The sequence below is a fragment of the Achromobacter sp. GQ309 genome (genome assembly GCF_059759315.1).
This window is the reverse complement of record NZ_JCAXDP010000002.1, coordinates 162,527-181,297: the sequence shown is the minus strand read 5'-3', so window position 1 is coordinate 181,297 and position 18,771 is coordinate 162,527. Positions and strand designations below refer to the sequence as shown.

General features: G+C 68.1%; 6 protein-coding genes. 2 read left to right on the top strand and 4 right to left on the bottom strand.

The features are described 5' to 3' along the window. The first annotated feature begins 205 nt into the window (after positions 1-205). Positions 206-1,783, top strand: coding sequence for a TerC family protein (locus AC6CIE_RS06185; protein ID WP_175185286.1), 1,578 nt, complete (start codon positions 206-208; stop codon positions 1,781-1,783). A 25-nt stretch (positions 1,784-1,808) separates the two neighbouring features. On the opposite strand, the gene AC6CIE_RS06180 is transcribed toward AC6CIE_RS06185, so the two are convergent. The 4 genes from AC6CIE_RS06180 to AC6CIE_RS06165 form a co-directional block, all read right to left on the bottom strand. Continuing rightward, the gene (locus AC6CIE_RS06180; protein ID WP_498091677.1) at positions 1,809-2,408 is read right to left on the bottom strand and encodes a hypothetical protein; all 600 of its coding nucleotides are present in this window, start codon (positions 2,406-2,408) and stop codon (positions 1,809-1,811) included. A 192-nt stretch (positions 2,409-2,600) separates the two neighbouring features. After that, entirely contained in the window at positions 2,601-15,497 is a 12,897-nt protein-coding gene (locus AC6CIE_RS06175) for an autotransporter-associated beta strand repeat-containing protein (RefSeq protein WP_498091675.1), read from the bottom strand. Between the two features lie 625 nt (positions 15,498-16,122). Beyond that, positions 16,123-16,761 (bottom strand): FMN-dependent NADH-azoreductase, encoded by a 639-nt coding sequence (locus AC6CIE_RS06170; RefSeq protein ID WP_498091673.1) that lies wholly within the window; start codon positions 16,759-16,761, stop codon positions 16,123-16,125. Then, positions 16,758-17,216 (bottom strand): GNAT family N-acetyltransferase, encoded by a 459-nt coding sequence (locus AC6CIE_RS06165; RefSeq protein WP_175121554.1) that lies wholly within the window; start codon positions 17,214-17,216, stop codon positions 16,758-16,760. Before AC6CIE_RS06165 ends, AC6CIE_RS06170 begins: the two co-directional genes overlap by 4 nt. A gap of 111 nt (positions 17,217-17,327) precedes the next feature. On the opposite strand from AC6CIE_RS06165, the gene pdxR reads away from it, so the two are divergent. Further along, complete coding sequence (gene pdxR, locus AC6CIE_RS06160; RefSeq protein ID WP_498091671.1) at positions 17,328-18,770, top strand: MocR-like pyridoxine biosynthesis transcription factor PdxR; 1,443 nt, start codon at positions 17,328-17,330, stop codon at positions 18,768-18,770. Position 18,771 lies beyond the last annotated feature (1 nt).

The window sequence follows — 18,771 nt, the reverse complement described above, 5'->3', positions numbered from 1 at the left end:
ACACTGCCGCGGCAAGGGTTGTCTCCCTGCGCGCCGCATTCCCCAGCGCCTCCGCGGCCACGCCGCGACTCGGCGGCCGCGCGCCGCCCCGCCAGGCCGTGCCCGTCGGCGCGCCTGCGCAGTCTCTGCTGCGCGCCACTGAAAGTACGCCTTCCCGCCGACGCGCTTCGCTAGCGCGTCCGCCTACGTTTTCCGTGGAAACCTGATGATTTTCGACTGGATGTCCGACCCTACCGCCTGGCTTGGCCTGGCGACGCTGGTCGTGCTTGAAATTGTGCTGGGTATCGACAACCTGGTTTTCATTGCGATCCTGGCGGACAAGCTGCCGCCCGAGCAACGCAACCGCGCACGCCTGATCGGCCTGACGCTCGCGCTGGTGATGCGCCTGGGCCTGCTGGCCAGTATTGCGTGGGTGGTCACGTTGACCGCGCCGTTGTTCACAGTGATGGGCGCCGAGATTTCCGGACGCGACCTGATATTGATCCTGGGCGGCCTGTTCCTGCTCTTCAAGGGGACGATGGAGCTGCACGAACGCGTCGAAGGCAGCGCCAGCCATGACCAGGCGCAGAAGCCGCAGCATGCGGTGTTCTGGCAGGTCATTTTGCAGATCGTGGTGCTGGATGCCGTGTTCTCGCTGGACTCGGTCATTACCGCCGTGGGCATGGTGCAGGACCTGAGCATCATGATGATCGCCGTGGTGGTAGCGATGGCCGTCATGATGCTGGCCAGCCGTCCGTTGATGGCCTTCGTGGGCCGCCACCCGACGGTCGTGATCCTGTGTCTGGGCCTGTTGCTGATGATCGGCTTCAGCCTGGTCGCCGAAGGCCTGGGCTTCCATGTTCCAAAGGGCTACCTGTACGCGGCCATCGGCTTCTCGATCCTGATCGAGCTGTGCAACCAGTTGGCGCGCCGCAACCGCGCGCGGGGCACGCATGCGCTGGGCCGCCGTCAACGCACGGCGCAGGCCGTGCTGCGCCTCTTGCGCGGCGGCCGTGCCGGCCAACCCGTGTCGCAAGCGGACGAAGTGGTGGCGCTGGTCGACGGCGCCGGCGACGAGCCCGCTTTTGCGCCCGAGGAAAGCTCGATGATCGAACGCGTGCTGTCCATCGGCGCGCGCGACATCCGCTCCATCATGGTCCCGCGCGGCGACATGATCTGGCTGGACGTTGCCGACACGCCGGACGTCATCGTGCGCAAGTTCGCGACCGGCCACTCGCGCCTGCCGCTGTGCGCGGGCGACCCGGCCAACGTGCTCGGCGTGCTGCACTTCAAGGAAGTGCTGCCGCTGCTGCAGAACCCCGGTCCGATCGACCTGGTGGAACTGGCGCGCGAACCGCGCTACGTAATGGAAACCACGCCGGTGCTGAAGGTGCTGGATGAGCTGCGCGCCTCGCGCGATCACATGCTGATCGTCGTGGACGAACACGGCGTGTGCGAAGGCCTGGTCACGCCGATGGACGTGCTGGAAGCGGTGGCGGGCGACATGCCGGAACACCAGGAAGACCAGCCCGAAGCCTTGCAGCTTTCCGACGGTTCGTGGTTGCTGGGCGGACGGCTGTCCGTGGACGAAGCGGCGCGCCTGCTGGAAGCGCCGGCGCTTGCCGACGATTATCCCGATGCGACGCTGGCCGGGTGCCTGCTGCGCGCGGGCGGCCGGATCCCGGAAACGGGCGATACCGTGATGCTGCGCGACTGGGGCTTTGAGGTGACGCGTCGTGACGGGCTGCGCATCGACCAGGTGCATGCGCGGCCGCATCAGCCGCAGGCCAGCGCGGCCGATTGATCGAAGGGCGGGGCGGGCGACCGCCTCAGCTGCAGATGCGGCGCCACGGCGACCGGTTCACCGGGCAATAGCCCGGGCACCGCGTCGCTACCGCCAAGCCGCTGACGCACTGCTCGTTCGGCTCGGTAAAGCCGTATTCCATGCTGCCGTAGCATCCGCAAAGCTCCAGCACGGTGCCCGGCGGGTGCTTCTGCGGCTCGGTCGGCGCCTTGCCCGACGGTTTGGCGGCGCTGGCCGACGGCGCGGTGGCCGCCGTTGCCGCGGATCTCGTCGCGGCAGTTGCCGCGGATTTTGCTGCGGGCTTTTCGGCGGCGTTTTCGGCGGACTGCGCTGCAGAAGTCGCGGCGGATCCTGCCGCCGCCGCGCGCGTTTCCGCACCAGGCGTCGCGCGCGGCGTCACTGTTTCGGCGGGCGCGCGGTTGGCTTTCGCGTCGCCCGCTCCCAGTCTTTCCTTCACCGCCGCCGCGCTCATGCCACAGCGTTTGGCAATTGTGGTCACGCTGCGGCCCGCGTCGGACATCCCGCGCAAGGTCTTGTCGCTGCATGCGGCCAGCGCGCCGGCCGGCGCCAGTAAAGCCAGCATCAGCAACGCGCACGCGAATGCGCCAGGTCTGCTCAGCGTCATGACGCGCCTCCCGCACCTTGGTGCGCCAGGGCAGAACCACGCCCGGTTGGACCACGAGTGCGGGGTAGCGTAAAGCGCCTAAATCAAGGGTGTCAATGCGGCCCGAACGGATCGCCCGAAGGCATTGCGCCCTCGGCCGCCAGCGGGTCGGACAGGCGCCATCCGGATACCAGCCGGATGGCGCCGCGTGCGTCAGAAGTTCCAGCGCACGTTCAGGAAGCCCGCGTTCTCGCGGCTGCCGCTGCCGAACTGGCCCTGGTAGCTCAGGCCGATCGCGGCGTTCTTGGACACGGCGACTTCCGCACCCACTTCAGCCACTGCGGCGTTGCGGGCGATGGGCGTGCCCGCAACCGTGAACGCCGGACCCGAACCGAAGGCCATCGTACGGTCGGGGTCTACATCTCCCATGGCGTGGCGCCAGCCGAGCGTGGCGCGCAGGCGGGCGGGCGCGCCCGCGATCTGCGTGTCCAGGTTGCCGCGCAAGCCGACCGTTGTGGTGGTGATGTCGTTGCTCTGGCTGTCTGCCGACAGGGCTGCGGAGCCGCCGTCTTCCGAGAAGCCGCCCATGCGCTGCTTGATCCACGCGGCGCCGACAAAGGGTTCGACGGTCGCATTCGGTGAGACCGGCATGGCATAGCCCAGCTCACCGAAGATCTGCGTGGTGTTGCCGCGGTAATCCGCCTTCAGCTCCTGGCTTGCGCCGCCGATGGCCAGGTTGCGCTTCGTCTCGATGTCCTGCCAGCTGTACGCCGCGCCTGCCATGACGTTCCACGCATTGCCGCTGGGCTGGACGAACGACTTGCCGCCGAACACCGTGACGCTGTAGCTATCCACGTCCGCCTTGGCATTGCGGCTGTCCTGCCAGATCGTGCTGTCCTGGTAGCCCAGCGCAACGCCCACGCGCCAGCCGTCACCGACCCGGATGTCGCCGCCGGCCAGCACGCCGCCGGTGCGCTGGCGATAGCTGGGCGCGTTGCCGTCGCCGTCCTGGCTCTGCCAGTTGCCCAGCACCTCGGTCCACACGTTGCGCTGGCACGAGAAGCGCTCGGCGTAGCCGCCCGCGCTGCGGCCTTGTTCGCCGCACGCGCCGTCCTGGCCGCGGCCTTCGCTACGCAGGCTGTCGCGCAGGTGATTCAGCGGCAGCGTCCGCACCGATTCCGAACTGCGCACGATTGCCGACGACAACGAGGCGTGACTGTCGCCCGACAACTGCTTGAAAGCCTCCGGCGCCTCGTCCCGGCTCAATCCCACGATCGACGAATACAGCGGGGAGTCCGGATCGATCTGTCCCAATGCCTGCGCCACCGCGTTCTGGTTCGCCGTGTCCGTCACCGTCTCGAACCCGGTGTCGTTGCGCTGGAAGGTCACCGTGACGTTGTTGGGGTCGTAGACCACCGCGCCGTCCAGGAACGCAAGCTGGGGCAGGGCCGTCGAGGCGAAGGTGCCTTGCACGCCCTGGTCCGCCGTCACCACCGTGTAGGCGCTGTTTGCGGTCAGTGGCGCGGTGTTGGTCACCTGCAATGCGCCGTCAAGCGTTGCGGTGCCGGCCACGTGCAGGTTGGTGGCCGTGCTGGGCCCCACATTTACGGCCAGCGTGGCGCCGGCGGCATTGCTGAAGTTGTTGCTGACCTTCAGGCCGCCGCCCGCAGCGGGCGCGCTTTGGACCGTGCCGGCGTTGACCAGCCCCGCGATGGTGCCAGTGCCGGCCAGCGTGGCGCCGGGGCTGACCTGGACGGACGCGGGCAGCGTGGCGGGCGACTGCGCGCTGCCCAGCACGACCGTGCCTCCTTCGATCATGGCATTGCCGGTGTACGCGTGGCTGCCGTTGATGGCGAGCGTGCCGCTGCCTTGCTTGACCAGGCTGCCGCTGCCGGACAACGTCCCGCTGAACGCGCCGTCCGCGCCCTGGTTGAAGACCAGCGCCGCGTTGTTGGCGATGGCGCCTTGCAGGCTGGACGTGTCGCCGATCAGCGTGCCGGCATTGACCTGGGTCCCGCCGCTGTAGCTCGACACGCCGGCCAGCGTCAATGCGCCGGCGCCTTCCTTCACCAATTGGCCCTGTCCGCTGACCGGGCCGGACAAGACGCCGTCCGCGGACTGGTTCACACGCAGCGTCGTGCCGGCCGCCGTGCTGACCGCGCCGGCGATGCTGGTGCTGCTGCCTTCCAGCGTGCCGCCGGCAATGACCGTGCCGCCGGTGTAGCCGTTGGCGCCGTTCAGCACCAGCGTGCCGTCTCCTTGCTTGGTGAGCGCCCCGGCGCCGTTGAGCGCCTGGTTCAGCGTGAAGGTCTGACCCGCCGCGACGACATCGATGCCGCCGCCCACGCCATCCAGCGAGATGTTGCGCGCCGTCGTGGCAAAGGCCGAGTCCGCGATGCGCAGCGTCCCGCCGTCCAGCGACACGGCGCCGCCGTTTCCAAGCTGCTCGTCGGCGCTGACTTCCAGCACGCCGCTGCGGATGGCGGTGTTGCCGGTGTACGTATTGATGCCGTCCAGGACCAGCGTGCCGCCGTTCAGCTTCTCGATGCCGCCGGCGCCGGTGATGGGCGCGGAGATCGTGGCAGTGGCGCCGCTTTCAACCCGGACCGGCGTCTGCGCCTGCGCGATCGCGATGGCGCCGGCGGTGCCCGGTTCCAGCGTGTAGCCGTCGGTCAGGAACTGCAGGCCGGTCACGTTCTGCGTGCCTTCGACAGTGACCGTGCCCGCCGCGCCCGAGAAAGCCGCGTACTTGCCGTTCCAGCGGTCGGCGGTGGTCCCCGCCGTGTCGGTCCAGTTGGTGCCCGCGGCGTTCCACGTGCCGGTGCCACCCGCGATGATGCCGTCGGGCGTGGTCTTGGCGCCGTTCCAGAACTGGATCTCGCCGGGTTGCGTCTGCAGCACCAGGTTGATCTGGTTGGGCTGGTTCTGCAGTTGCAGGTCAGCCGTGGCCAGGCTGGACGGCAGCGTGCCGAACTGTACGCCGTTGTCCGTCAGCGTGCCGCCATAGGCAAACAGGCGGTAGACGCCCGTGCCCAGGTTGCCGCCGTCCGTGATGTTCAGCACGCCATCCAGCCGCAGGTTCTGGGCCACCGTCACGGCGGTCGTGGCCGAATTCGGCGTGCCGAGCGTGAAGTCGAGCTGCGTCCCGTTGGACAGCGCCAGGCTGCGCGCAAACGAGATCGGATTGCCGGGGGTGCCTGCCACCAGTCGCGCGTTGTCCTCCAATTCCACGTCTGCCGCGACGGAGCCCGAGCCGCCCAGATTGCCGCCGGGGTTGATCGTGACGGGGCCACCGGTCAGCGTGCCGTCGACCAGCAGCGTGCCGCTGTTGACCGTGGTGCCGCCGCCAACGTTATTGGAGCCGGTCAAGGTCAGCGACGCGTCGCCGTCCTTGGTCAGCGTGCCGGTGTTGTTGCCGACCGTATTGATGTTGCCGGCATAGGTGCCGTCGGCGCCGTTCTGGTTGAACACGATGGCGCTGCCGTCCACCACGGTGATGTTGCCTTGCAGGCTGGTGGCGTTGCCGGCCAGCGTGCCGGCGTTGACTACCGTGCCGCCCGTATAGGCATTGGGACCCGTCAGCGTGACCGTGCCCGCGCCGTCCTTGACCAGTCCACCGCCGCCGGTGATGGCGCCGGCGTACGTGCCGCTGCCCGGCGCCTGGTTGAAGACGACGGACGTGCCCGTCGAGGTGGCGATGTTGCCCGTAAGGCTGCTGGTGTCGCCGATCAGCGTGCCGCCCGCCAGCGTCGTGCCGCCCGTGTACTGGTTTTGGCCCGTCAGCGTCAGGGTCGAGGCATCGGTCTTGATGAGGCTGCCGGGGCCGGCAATGTTGCCGGCCAGCGTCAGGTCGTCGACGCCCGACACCGTCAGTGGCGCGCCAAGTCCAATATCATTGCCCAGCGCAATGCCGGGCGCGCCGGCCTGCAGCGTGCCCGCACCCGCGACGGTCAGGCCGCCGGTGCCCAGTGCGGCGTTGTTGCCCGCGATGATCGTTCCGCCGGCCAGCACGGTGCCCCCGTCGTAGGTGTTGGCGTTGCCCAGCGTCAGCGTCGACGTTCCATCCTTGGTCAGCGGACCGGAGCCCGACACGACGCCATTGAGCGCCAGGTTGCCCGCGCCGCCCACGGTGACCGGACCTTGAAGTTGCACGTCGTTGGTCAGCGCCGCGCCCAGGCCCAGCAGGGTGGTGCCGCCCGCCGCGGTCAGCGCGCCCGTGCCCAAGGCGGTGTCGCTGCCGATGGCAAGCGTGCCGCCGGAAAGCTGCGTGCCGCCTTGGTAGCTGTTGTCGCCGGACAGCGTCAGCACGCCGGCGCCGGTCTTCACCAGTCCGCCCGCGCCGTCGATGTCGCCAGACAGGCCGAAATCGGCGCCGGTGATCGTCGTCGTGCCGGCCAGCGTGATAGCGTTGCTGGCGTTGACCGGGACGCTGGCCGAGAGCGTGGTGCCGTCGGCCGCGGTCAGCCGCCCGACGCCCAGGGCCGTATCGCTGCCCAGCGCGAGCGTGCCGCTGTTGAGCGCCACGCCACCCTGAAAGCTGTTTGCGCCGTTCAGCGCCAGCGTGTCCGTCCCATTCTTGATGAGGCCGCCAGTCCCGCCGATGTCGCCGTTCAGCGTCAGCGTGGCGCTGCCCGGCAAGGTCAGCGTGCCGTCAAGCTGCACGTCGTTGGCCAGGGCCACGGGCGCCGACGCGTCCAGCGCCGTGCCGTTGGCCGCCGTCAGCGTGCCGGTTCCCAGCGCGCCCGGCGCACCCACGGTAATCTGGCCGGCATTCAGGCGCGTGCCGCCTTCGTAGGAATTCGCGCCTGACAACGTCAAGGTGCCGGGGCCGGTCTTGATGATGCCGCCCGCGCCCGATACATCGCCGGACAGCGTCATGGCCGCGCCATTCGCGACCGTCACGCCGCCTTGCAGGGCGACATCGTTCGCCAGCGCGACGGCGATGTCGTTCGACAGGGTGGTGCCGTCGGCCGCCGTGAAGAGGCCGGTGCCCAGTGCCGTATTCGAGGCGACCTTGATCTCGCCGTATTGCAGCACCGTCCCGCCCGCGTAGGTGTTGGCGCCTGCCAGCACCAGCGTGCCCGCGCCGGTCTTGGTGAGCGTGGCCACGGGATCGGCGCCCGATATCGTGCCGGCCGCGGTAAGCGCGCCGCCGGTAACGTCGATGGCGCCTGTGCCGTCCAGCGCAATCTCCCGTGCAGTCGTGCCGGGCGCGGTATTGGCATAGCGCAACGTGCCGCCATCGAAGACGACGCGATTGGCGGCGTTGCCAAGCTGGTCGTCCGCGCTGATCTCCAACACGCCGCCTTCCAGCCGCGTGTCGCCGACGTAGCTGTTGGCCTGCGTAAAGACCAGGGTGCCGCCGTCGCGCTTGGCGATGGTCGTGTTCCCCTGGAGGGGCGTGTCCAGCGTTGCCGTCATCGACGGTTCGACGCGCAAGGTGGCAACGCCATCGCTGCCGGGCAGCGCGTTCAGCGCGCCGCCGGTCAGGGTGTAGCCATCGGTGGAGAACTGCAGGCCCTGGAAGCCTTGCGTGCCGGCCAGCGTGACCGTGCCCGCCGTGCCTTCAAAGACGCCGAAGCGGCTGCCCCACGTACCAGCCGTGCCGGTGGCGTCGGCCCAATTCTGGGTCGTTGCGTCCCAGGTGCCCGTGCCGCCTTGCCAGAACTGGATCTCGCCAGCCTGGGACTCGTTCAGGACGTTCACCTGGCCGGCCACGTTGGTCTGCAGCGTGATGACGCCCGGCGGCAGGGTGCCCAGCGCCAGGTTCATCGACGTCGCCGTGCCCGAGTAGGCAATGATGCGGTACACGCCCACGCCAAAGTCAGGTGTGCCATCGATGTTCAGCGTGCCGTTCAGATCGACGTTGCCGTGCACGTTGATGAGGCTGCCCGCGTTGGGCGCGCCCAGCTGCGCGTCGATGAAGGACGCGTTGTCCAGCGTCAGCGACCCGAGTGTCAGCGCGCCCGGCGCGGCCGAACTCACCGCAATCCGGCCGCCGTTGTTCACGTTCACGTTGCCGTTGGCGGTGCCGGTGCCGGTAAGGGTGGCGGCCGGGCCGTTGACGTTGACCGTGTTGCTGGCCAGCGTGCCGCCCAGGTTCACCGTGCCGCCGTTGATGTCGAACACGCCCGAGTGGCTGCTGGCGCCGTTCAGCGCCAGCGAGCCGGTGCCGGTCTTGGCGATGCTGCCCGCGCCGGCCAGATCGCCACCGAAGACGCTATCCGCCGCGCCGCCCAGCCCCAGGCTGCCGTCCACCTGCAGCTTGCCCGCGCCGGAAATCGCTGCGATGGATTCGGAGCCGCTCAGTTGCAGCGTGGCTCCGTCGTCAATGCGCACGCCGGACGCCGAAGCGAAGAGGTTGTTGCCCTGCGTGACCAGCGTGCCTTGCGCGACGCCGACGCCACCGGTCAGCGCGTTGCTGCCGCCGAGCGTCAGCGTGCCCAAGCCCGCCTTTTCCAGATTGCCCGCGCCGGACAGCGCGCCAGCGTAGGCGCCCGCGGCGGCTTGATCGAAGGTGAGGGTGGTGCCCGCGCTGGCCACGACGGGTCCGTTGATGCTGTCGGTGTCGCCGGTGATGGCGCCGGCCTGGAGCTGCGTGCCACCGGCGTAGCTGTTGCTGCCGGCCAGCGTCAGCGTGCCAGCGCCGGTCTTGACCAGTGCGCCGTTGCCGGTAATGTCGCCAGCTAGCGTCCAGTTGCCCGCGCCATCCGCCGTCAGCGAGTCGGTCAGCGCCACGGCGTTGGCCAGCGTCACGCCGTCGGCCGCCGATAGCGTTGCGCGACCCGTGACATCCAGCGCGCCCGTCCCAAGCGCGGAGCTGCTGCCCGCGACCAGCGTGCCGGCCGACAGCGTCGTGCCGCCGGCGTAGCCGTTATCGCCCGACAGCGTCAGTGTCGCGCCGCCGTTCTTGATCAATGCGTTGCCGCCGTTGATGTCGCCCGTCAGCGTCAGATCCTGGCTGCCGTTCACGGTCAGGTCGCCGCCGGCCAGTGCGATCTGATTTGCCAGCGTCGTGGCCGCTGCCGTGTCAAGCGCCGCATCGCCCGAGACGGTGAGCGCACCCGTGCCCAACGCCCGGTCCGATCCAACCACGATCAGGCCTTGTCCCAGCGTCGTCCCGCCTTGATAGGTGTTCTCGCCCGTCAGCGTCAGCGTGTTGGCGCCCAGTTTGGCAAGACCGCCCGTGCCGGACACGTCGCCCGCCAGCGTCACGTTCTGCGCGCCCGACACTTCCAGCGGGCCGCCGTTCAACGCCACGGCGTTGGCCAGCGTCACCGGCGTGCTCAGCCCCTGCAAAACCGCCGCGCCACCAATCGTCAGGGCGCCGGTGCCCAGCGATGAATCGCCGCCGACCTGCAGCGTGCCGCCATCGATCTGCGTTCCGCCCGCGTAAGTATTGGCGCCGGCCAGTGTCAGCGAGCCCGCGCCGGCGGCGGCAAGACCGCCGGTTCCGGAAACCTCGCCGTCAAAGCGCAGTCCGTTGGTCGTATCCAGGTTCAGCGCCTGACCCAGAATGACGTTGTTGGCCAGCGTCACGGCCTGTGTCGACCCCAGCGTGGCCGCGCCGTTGACCGTGAGATCGCCGGTCCCCAGCGCCGCATCGTCTCCAACGCGCAAGGCGCCTGCGGCCAGCGTGGTGCCCCCGGTATAGGTGTTTGCACCGGCAAGCGTCAGCGTCGATGGGCCGCTCTTGGTCAGCGAACCTGCGCCATCGACCACGCCGCTCAGCGTGATGTCGCGGTCTCCGGTTAAGTTCAGGGCCGCGTTCAGCGTCGCGTCGTTGATCAGGTTCAACGCCGGGCCGCCCGTCGTACCCGACAGGCCGGCGTCGGCGTTGACGAGGAGGGCGCCGGTGCCGAGCGACCCGTTCTGGCCCAACTGCAGATTGCCACCGTTCAGTTGCGTACCGCCCGTGTACGTGTTGGCGCCGGAAAGCGTCAACGTGGTGCCCACGCCGCCAGCAATGAGGCCGCCGTCGCCGCTGATGGTCCCGAGCAGCGTGGCGTCCTGCGATTGCGCCAGCGTCAGATCGGCCCCGGATGCCACATTGATCGCGTTGCCCAGCGTCAGGCCGGCGGCGCTGTCCACCGCGGCGTCGGCCGTGACGGTCAACGCGCCCGCGCCCAGCGCGTCATTGTTGCCAAGCACCAGACGGCCGCCGTCCAAACGTGTAGCTGCGTACGCATTCACGCCGTTGAGCGTGAGCGTGCCCGCGCCCGACTTGATGAGGGTGCCGTTGCCCGAGATCGTGTTGTTAAGCGTCAGATTGCCGGCCCCGCCGGTCGTCAGCGCTGCGTCCAGCACGATGCCGTTGTTCAGCGCATGCGTGCCGTCGGACAACAGACTGGACGCGCCGGCTACGTTCAGCGCGCCCGTGCCCAGCGCAGTGTCGCTACCGACGCGGATGGCGCCGCCGATCAACGCCGTTCCGCCGCCATAGGTGTTGTTGCCGGCGAGCGTCAGCGTGCCGCTACCTGCCTTCGCCAGCGAGCCGGTCGCGCCCGACACCGCGCCGTTCAGCGTCAGGTCGTTCGTGCCTGCATTGGTCAACGTCGCGCCCGCGCCGATGGCGACGTCGTTCGCCAGCGTCACGGCGGTTGTCGCATTCAGTCCGCCGCCGCCCGTGACGTTCAGCACTCCCGAGCCCAATGCCGTGTTGCTGCCCGCGGCAATCGTTCCGTCCGCCAGCGTCACGCCGCCGATGCCGGCGTTGTTGCCGCCCAGTGCCAGCGTGCCCGCGCCCGACTTGGTGATGCGGCCCGCGCCGGACAGGGATTGGTTCAGGGTAAAGACATTGCCGGCATCGGCGATGTCGAAGCCCGCGCCGGCGCCGATGTCGATGGCGCGCGAGGTGCCGGTGTAGCCGGTGCCGGTCACGCGCAGCGTGCCGCCGGCAAAGGCCAGACCCGTGCCCGCCGCGCCCAGGTTGTTGTCGGCACTGACTTGCAGCACGCCTTCGCTGATCTGCGTGCCGCCCGTGTATTCGTTCGCGCCGCCCAGCACCAGCGTGCCTTGGTCACGCTTGTTCAGCGCGCCAGCGCCACGGATGACGCTGTTCACCGTGCCGGTCAGCGCCGGATCCACGCGGAAATTGTTGGGGCCCTCAGCCAGGCGGATTGCGCCGTCTTGCAGCGCGTACCCGTCGGTGAAGAACTGCATGCCGGTCACGGCCTGTTCGCCGGCCACGGTGACCGCGCCACCCGACGCGCCGCCGAACACCGCGAAGTTGCCCGCCCAGCTTTGGGTCAGCGCGCCAGCCTGATTGGTCCAGTTGGTCGAACCCGCCTGCCAGGTGCCTGCACCGCCGGCCAGCGTGCCATCCGCAAGCTGCTTGGCGCCGTTCCAGAACTGCACGCTGCTGCCCGTGGTCTGCACCACCAGGTTCACCTGCTGGTTCACGGCGGTCTGGATCTGCAGATTCGACGGCACGGTGCCCGGGGGCAGTGATCCCAGCGCCAGCCCGTTGTCCGTGAGCTGGCCGGTGTAGGTGATCAGCCTGTATACGCCTTCACCAAAGCCGCCCTTGTCGGTGACGTTCAGGTCACCGTCCAGCGTCAGATTGCCGTTGACCTGCACCAGCGTCTGCGGCGAGGCCTGCGGCGCGCCCAGCGCCACGTTGAACTGCGAGCCCTGATTCAGCGTCAGTCCCCCTAGCGTCAGGGTCTGGCCTGATGTGGCCGACAGCGCCCCACCCGAGGCAATCGTCGTCACGCCGCTCAGGACGCCCGAGCCCGCCAGCGTCGCGCCGGCGCCCACATTCACTTGCGTGCTGGCCAGGCTGCCGTTCACGTCCAGCCCGCCGGACACCAGGTCGAACGAGCCGCTTTGCGTGCTGTTGCCCGTAAGCGTCAGCGTGCCGGTGCCGTTCTTGACCACATTGCCCGCGCCCGTCAGCGCGCCGCCGAAAATCGAACTGGCGTTGTCCTGCCCCATCTGCACCGTCGCCCCAGCGCCCAGGTCCAGCCGGCCGGCGCCGGCAAGCGAGCCGAACGTCTCGCTGTCCGCCAGCCGCAACACCGAGCCGGCGCCCAGGTTTACGGCCACGCTGTCAGCCAGCGCTTGTCCGCCGCGCGTCTCCACCGTGCCGGACAACAGATTCAAACCGCCGGTGAATGTGTTGTTGCCGCTCAGCACCAGCGTCTGTGCGTTGGCCGCCACATCCACGCTGCCTGATCCGCTGATCGCGCCCGCGTAGGTCGCATCCACGTTCTGGCCGATCACAAGTTTCGAGTTGTTCAGCACGCTTGCGCCCAGGCTGCCCGCGCCAGCCAGCACGGTGCCGCTGCTGATGGTTGTGCCGCCATGCGTGTTGGCGCCCGACAGTGTCAGCGTGCCCGGGCCGTTCATCACCACGCGCCCGGGTCCGGCAATCGCGCCGGCCAATCCGACATCGTTCGCACCGGCCACCGTCAGGTTGCCGGTCAGTGCAACGTTGTTGACGAAGTTTCGCGCCGCCGTGCTCTGCAGCGTGGCGTCTGCGCCGACGGCCAGTGTGCCGCTGCCCAGCGCGGTGTCGCTCGCGGCGATCAGCGTCCCCGCGTTCAGCGCGACCCCGCCGCCATGCGTGTTGTTGCCCGAGAGCGTCAACGTGCCGGCGTCGTTCAAGGCGATGGCTCCGCCGCCGGACAGGTTGCCCGACAGGTTCAACGCCTGTCCGCCGGTGGCGATGCCCAGCGTGTTGCCGAGGCGGACGTTGTTGTCCACGGTCAGATTGCCCGCGGCCAGCGTCGCCGGTCCTTGGACGTCAAGCAGTCCGGAGCCCAGGCCTTGCGCGTTCGCCAGCGTCAACTCGCCCCCGTTGAGCAGTACGCCGCCGGAGTGCGTGTTCACGGCAGACAAGGTCAGGTTCGCATTGCCGTTCTTGACCAGCGTGCCGCCGCCCGATAGCGCGCCGGCCAGGGTCAGCGCCTGGCTGCCGCCCACGGTGAGCCGGTCGCCCAGCACGAACTGGTTGCCCAGGCTGACGGGCGCAGTGCTGTCCACGGCAGCCGCGCCGGTCACGTTGACCACGCCGGTGCCCAGCGCGTTGTTCGCGCCTGCGATGATCGTTCCCGCCGCAAGCGTGCCGCCGCCGAAACTGTTGGTGCCGTTCAGCGTCAAGGACCCGGTGCCAGTCTTCACCAGTGTGCCGCCGGCGCCCGACAGCGTGCCGTTGAGCGTCAGGTTGTTGGCGCCAGCCACGGTCAGCGCGTTGCTGAGCGTAAAGTTGTTGCCCAACGCCACGCCCGAGCCGGCGAGGGTGGTCGCGCCACTGACGGTGACCGCGCCGGTGCCGAGGGCGCCGGGCGCGCCCACGTTGACCGTGCCGCCAGCCAGCGTGGTGCCGCCCGCATAGGTGTTGGCGCCGTTCAGGTTCAACACCCCAGACCCGGTCTTCACCAGCGATCCCGCGGCACTGATCGGCCCGTTCAGCGTCAGCGTTTCGGCGCCGTTCAGCGTCAGTGCATTGTTCAACACCATCGCGTTCTGCAGCGCGACGCTGGTTGATGAGGCCAGTGTCGCCGCACCGTTGACGGTGAGCGGCCCCGCGCCCAGCGCAGTGTTGTTGCCCACGACCAATCCACCGGCGCTAATGCGCGTCTCGGCATGCGAATTCGCACCCGTGAGGGTCAGGATGCCGGCGCCGCTCTTGACCAGCGCCGAGCCGCCCGACAGCGTGCCGGAAAGGGTGAGGGCGGAGGGGTTGGTCAGGGCAAGGTCGGCGCCGAGCACGATGTTGTTGGACAGGCTGGTGGCGCTGCCGGGCTGCAGCGACGACGCGCCGTACACAACGAGGTCGCCCAATCCCAGCGCGCTGTTGCCGCCCAGCGCCAATCCGCCGCCGCCGAGCCGCACGCCGCCAATGTGCGTGTTCGTGCCATTGAGCGTCAGGACGCCCGCGCCGGACTTGTCCAGCGCGCCGGCGCCGGAGATGTTGCCGGCCAGCGTCATGTTGTTCGTGCCCTGGACGCCCAGGCCGCCCGCATTGAGCTGGATGGCGTTCGCCAACGACAGCCCCGACGTGGCCGGCGCAATGGCGCCACCGTTGCCGACAAGCGTGCCAGCGCCGAATGCGGTGTTGCTGTCGAAGTTGACCAGGCCGCCGTTCAGCGTGGTCTGGCCGCTGACCAACGGCCCGTTGATCGTCCAGGTGCCGCCATTGACGCGCAGGTTGTTGAAGTTGCGGTACACCGTCGAGCTTGCCGTGCCGGTGCCGGTGGTGCCGGTTGCGCCGGGATTTTGCAACACCAGCGTGTTGTTGCCGTTCGCGCCGCCGTCCACCGTGCCGCCCTGGGCAAAGCCCAGCGCGATGCTGACGTCCAGGCCGGCCACGGCCAGGTCGACGCCCACGTCCGGGCCGCCCGCCGAGATGGTTGACCCGGTCACGGCGGTGAACGTGTTGGTGCTGTTTTGCCCCATGCTCACGCTGCCATTGATCGTGCCCGCGTTGACGAAGCTGTTGCCGGTGGCCGATCGGCCCAGGCCCACACGACCGTTGATGACACCGCCCGCCGCATTGTTCACGGTGACCGGCGCGCCGCCATAGGCGGCAATGACGGGGCTGAGATTGAGCAACGACAGGGAAAGCAGGCCCGGTTTCAGGCCGATCGTGCCCGAGTTGTCGATGTTGATGCTGCCCGTGGCATTGCTGCGCAGGGAGAGGGCGGCGCCGTCCAGCGTGGTGAGCACCTGCAGACCCAGCACCGACAGGCCGGCGCCGTACAACGTGCCGCTGTTGTTGACGCGTACTGCGCCGGCGTTTGACGCGTTGCCCATGATCGCGCCAGACGTGCCGACCGCCGCCAGGGACAGCGTGGGGTCGATCAGTCCCTGGTTGGTGAGCGTGGTGTTGCGGCCGGTCAGCTTGACGGCGGCCGAGCCCGGCAGTGCGACCAAAGGCCCTGAGGACTGGCCTGCCGGCGTCACCAGTACCGAAACGTCGTTGGCGCTGCTGGTGACCGTGTTCGGATTCAACAGCGTCCACGCGTCATTGCAGAGGATGCTGGCGCCGGTCGTCGTGCATGCCAGCGCGGCTGGCATGGGCAGCATTAGCAGCGCGAGGACGCGCCAGACATAGTTCAGATGAAGGGGAACGGGGAAATAGCCATGCCGGTGGCCAGATGTCATTGTCAGCTCCAGGGGACGGAAGGAGCCTTACCCGTTTTTCGCACACATCAACCAGCCGCAAACGGACAAGGCGGTGCTGCAACTTCAGGTACCCGGCGGCGGTTGATGTTGTTGTCCCGTCCGCTGAATAGGGGTCAGTGTTGGGGGCAAATGAGGGTCGCGGCTGTAAACAATTCGCGTCAAACGTAACGACATAGTTCGACATAATTGCGGATTATCTCTGTATGCAACCTACGTGTAGTTTCTGATGTTTCAATTTGAATTATTGGTAATTGATAATGTTGCGGCGCAATGACATTTAATCGTTCGCAGATTTATGAGGAAAATAAATACTTGAATACGATTGCAGGATTGAATTCAACTTAGTGGCTCAAGTCATTGAAAATACGCAAATATTTCTGCGATATAGCGGCAGCGGGATGCTATGAAATTTCTTCGGCACGTTATTTCATCTGGCGATCCGGGAATGCGAATTGCTGGGTTCGGATAAATCAATTGCGAATCGCCTGATAATCCGCGCCTCGTTTTGCGCAAAATCCGGAAATGAAAAGTCCCGAAATCCGGCGGGATTTCGGGACTGCCAGGTGCGGCGTTCGCATCAAAACGCAAGCAAGCGTAAACGGCCTCAGGCGGGCGCTTCCTCCGACGTTCTTTCGAACGAAATTGTGCCCAGCGCAGCCTGGGCACGCGCCCGGCCAACCTCCAGCCATTCCGGGCCCCGGGCCGTTCCCTCGACCGCGACAAAGGTCACCTGCGTCAATCCGATCGTCGCCAGTACGTGACGCAGGTACGGCGTCAGAAAGTCCGGCTGACGGGCCTCTTCACCGCTGAACGCGCCGCCCGACGAAATCGCGACATACACCGGCCTGTCAGCGAGCAGGCCAACCTTGCCTTGGGGCGTGATGTGAAACGTGTGGCGGACCCGGACCACGTGGTCCAGCCACGCTTTCAGCGAGGAGGGCACGGTGAAGTTGTGCATCGGCGTCGCCAGCACGACGTGGCTGGCCTCGTCCAGCATCCGGATCAGATCGCCGGACGCGAGCAGCGAGCCATTTTCCAGTCCGTCGGCTTCGGGTTCGTCTCGCGCCGCCAGCACAGCCGCGTAGTCGCCATCCGCATGGGTGAGGGTGGTCGCGTCGAACTCCACGACGTCCAGGCCGCCGGCCGGACCCGTCCGCGTCAGCCGGTCGATGATCTGCTGCGACAGGCGATAGCTTTCGGACTCGAGCCCCCGCGGGCTGCAGCGAATTCGAAGAATGCTCATTCGGAACTTCCTTTCAAGGGTTTGCTGAACCGGATGGCGCTGGTCAACAGGCCCTGCCGGAAATAGAAGCGTTGCGCCAGCGCGTTGCCCAGCCCGGTATCGAGCACAAACTTGTCGCAGTCCGCATCGCGAGCGAGTTGGTCCAGTTCGGCGATCAGCCGGGCGCCCCAGCGGCTGCCGCGCGCCGAGGGATCCACGACCAGGTCGTCCACGTACATGAAGCGCCCATAGATCAGGTTTTCCTGATAGCGGTATCCCGCCAGCGCCACCGCCTGGCCGTCACGCATGACGGCCAGCAGCCGGTAGTTTTCCTGGTGCATCCGGGCCAGGCGTTGGACGAAGTCGTCCGCCTGGGCCAGATGCGGACGCAGTTCGCGCATCAGCGGCAGGCAAGCCCGCCATTCTTCCGGCGTCTCCAGATGGCGCAGTGCCGGCTCAGTGGAGGATGTATGCATGGATCAGTCCCTCAGGGGTTGGGGCGCTGAACGTACGCCCACCGTGAGTACGAATCTTAAAAAGCGCATGCCATAATTTGAAGGGCCATAAATGCGCTTACGGACTATGCCATGATTCCTGCAACACCCGACGCTCTGCAAACCGTCGCCGACGCCGCCGGCCTCCCGCTGTACCGGCAGGTCTACGAGCGTTTCCGTAGCGCCATCGCCGAAGGCGCCCTCAAACCCGGCGACCGCATCCCGTCGGCACGCGCGCTCGCCAAGGAAATCGGCGTGGCGCGCGGCACCATTGAAGTCGCTTACTCGCTGCTGGCGTCGGAAGGGTACATCCAGGCGCGCGGCCAAGCGGGCACCGTGGTCGCACCCAACCTGCAACCCGCCGCGCGAATGGTCTCGGTGGCCTCGGCGGCCCCGGCGGCCCGGGCCCGGCCCGCCGAAGTGGTCGAAGATCGCTGGCCGCGGCCGGCCGCGCCGCTGCCATTCCAGATGGGGCTGCCCGCGCTAGACGCCTTTCCGCGCAAGATCTGGGCGCGGCTGGGCGCGCGGCATCTGCGCGGCATGCAGCCGCCCGACCTCGGCTACCCGGATCCCGCCGGACTGCCTGGGCTGCGGACCGCCACGGCGGCTTACCTGCAGGTCGCGCGCGGCATCCAATGCACGCCGCGCCAGGTGTTCATCACGTCGGGCTACAACAACACCATGCAGCTCATCATGCAGGCGCTCTTCAAGCCCGGCGATTCGGTCTGGGTGGAAGACCCCGGCTATCCGCCCACGCGGGTGCTGCTGGCGCAGGCCGGGATGCAGGCCGTGCCCGTGCGTGTGGACGCGGAAGGTTTGGTGGTGGAGGCGGGCATCGCGCAGGAGCCGCGGGCCCGGGCGGCCGTCGTGACGCCCGCGCATCAAAGTCCGCTGAGCCTGTCGCTGTCGCTGCCCCGGCGCCAAGCCTTGCTGGACTGGGCCGAACGCAACAGCGCGTGGATCGTGGAAGACGACTACGACGGCGAGTACCGCTACGTCGGCCGTCCGCTGCCCGCGCTGAAAAGTCTGGACCGGCAGGGCCGGGTGCTGTACTCGGGCACCTTCAGCAAGGTGCTGTTCCCGGGTATGCGGCTTGCCTATCTGGTCGTGCCCGAAGAGCAGGTGCCTCGTTTCGAGCGCCTGTGCATGCTGCTGGCGGGCGGCGCACCGGCGTTGACGCAGGCCGTGCTGACGTCGTTCATCAACGAAGGCCATTTCGCGCGTCACATCCAGCGCATGCGCCGCCTGTACAGCGAACGGCGCCACGCCACGGCGGCAGCATTGACCGATGTGATGGGGTCCCGCTTGCGCATCGATTTGCAGCCGGGCGGCATGCACCTGGTGGCGCGCCTGGAAGGCCATCAGACCGATCGCGAACTGGCGTCGCGCATGCTGCAGCACGGCCTGTATGCGCAAGCCTTGTCGCACTGGTCGGCGGCGCCCGATGCGCGCTCCGGCCTGCTCATGAGCTTCACCAACATCGTGTCGGCCGAGCAGGCGGAGCAACTGGCCCGCCGGATCCTGCAACTGATGTGAA

Excerpts from the sequence above, each read along its gene's own strand:
- AC6CIE_RS06175 (WP_498091675.1), bottom strand. The coding sequence starts at position 15,497 with ATGACATCTGGCCACCGGCATGGCTATTTCCCCGTTCCCCTTCATCTG.
- AC6CIE_RS06180 (WP_498091677.1), bottom strand. The coding sequence starts at position 2,408 with ATGACGCTGAGCAGACCTGGCGCATTCGCGTGCGCGTTGCTGATGCTG.
- AC6CIE_RS06165 (WP_175121554.1), bottom strand. The coding sequence starts at position 17,216 with ATGCATACATCCTCCACTGAGCCGGCACTGCGCCATCTGGAGACGCCG.
- AC6CIE_RS06170 (WP_498091673.1), bottom strand. The coding sequence starts at position 16,761 with ATGAGCATTCTTCGAATTCGCTGCAGCCCGCGGGGGCTCGAGTCCGAA.
- AC6CIE_RS06185 (WP_175185286.1), top strand. The coding sequence starts at position 206 with ATGATTTTCGACTGGATGTCCGACCCTACCGCCTGGCTTGGCCTGGCG.
- pdxR (WP_498091671.1), top strand. The coding sequence starts at position 17,328 with ATGATTCCTGCAACACCCGACGCTCTGCAAACCGTCGCCGACGCCGCC.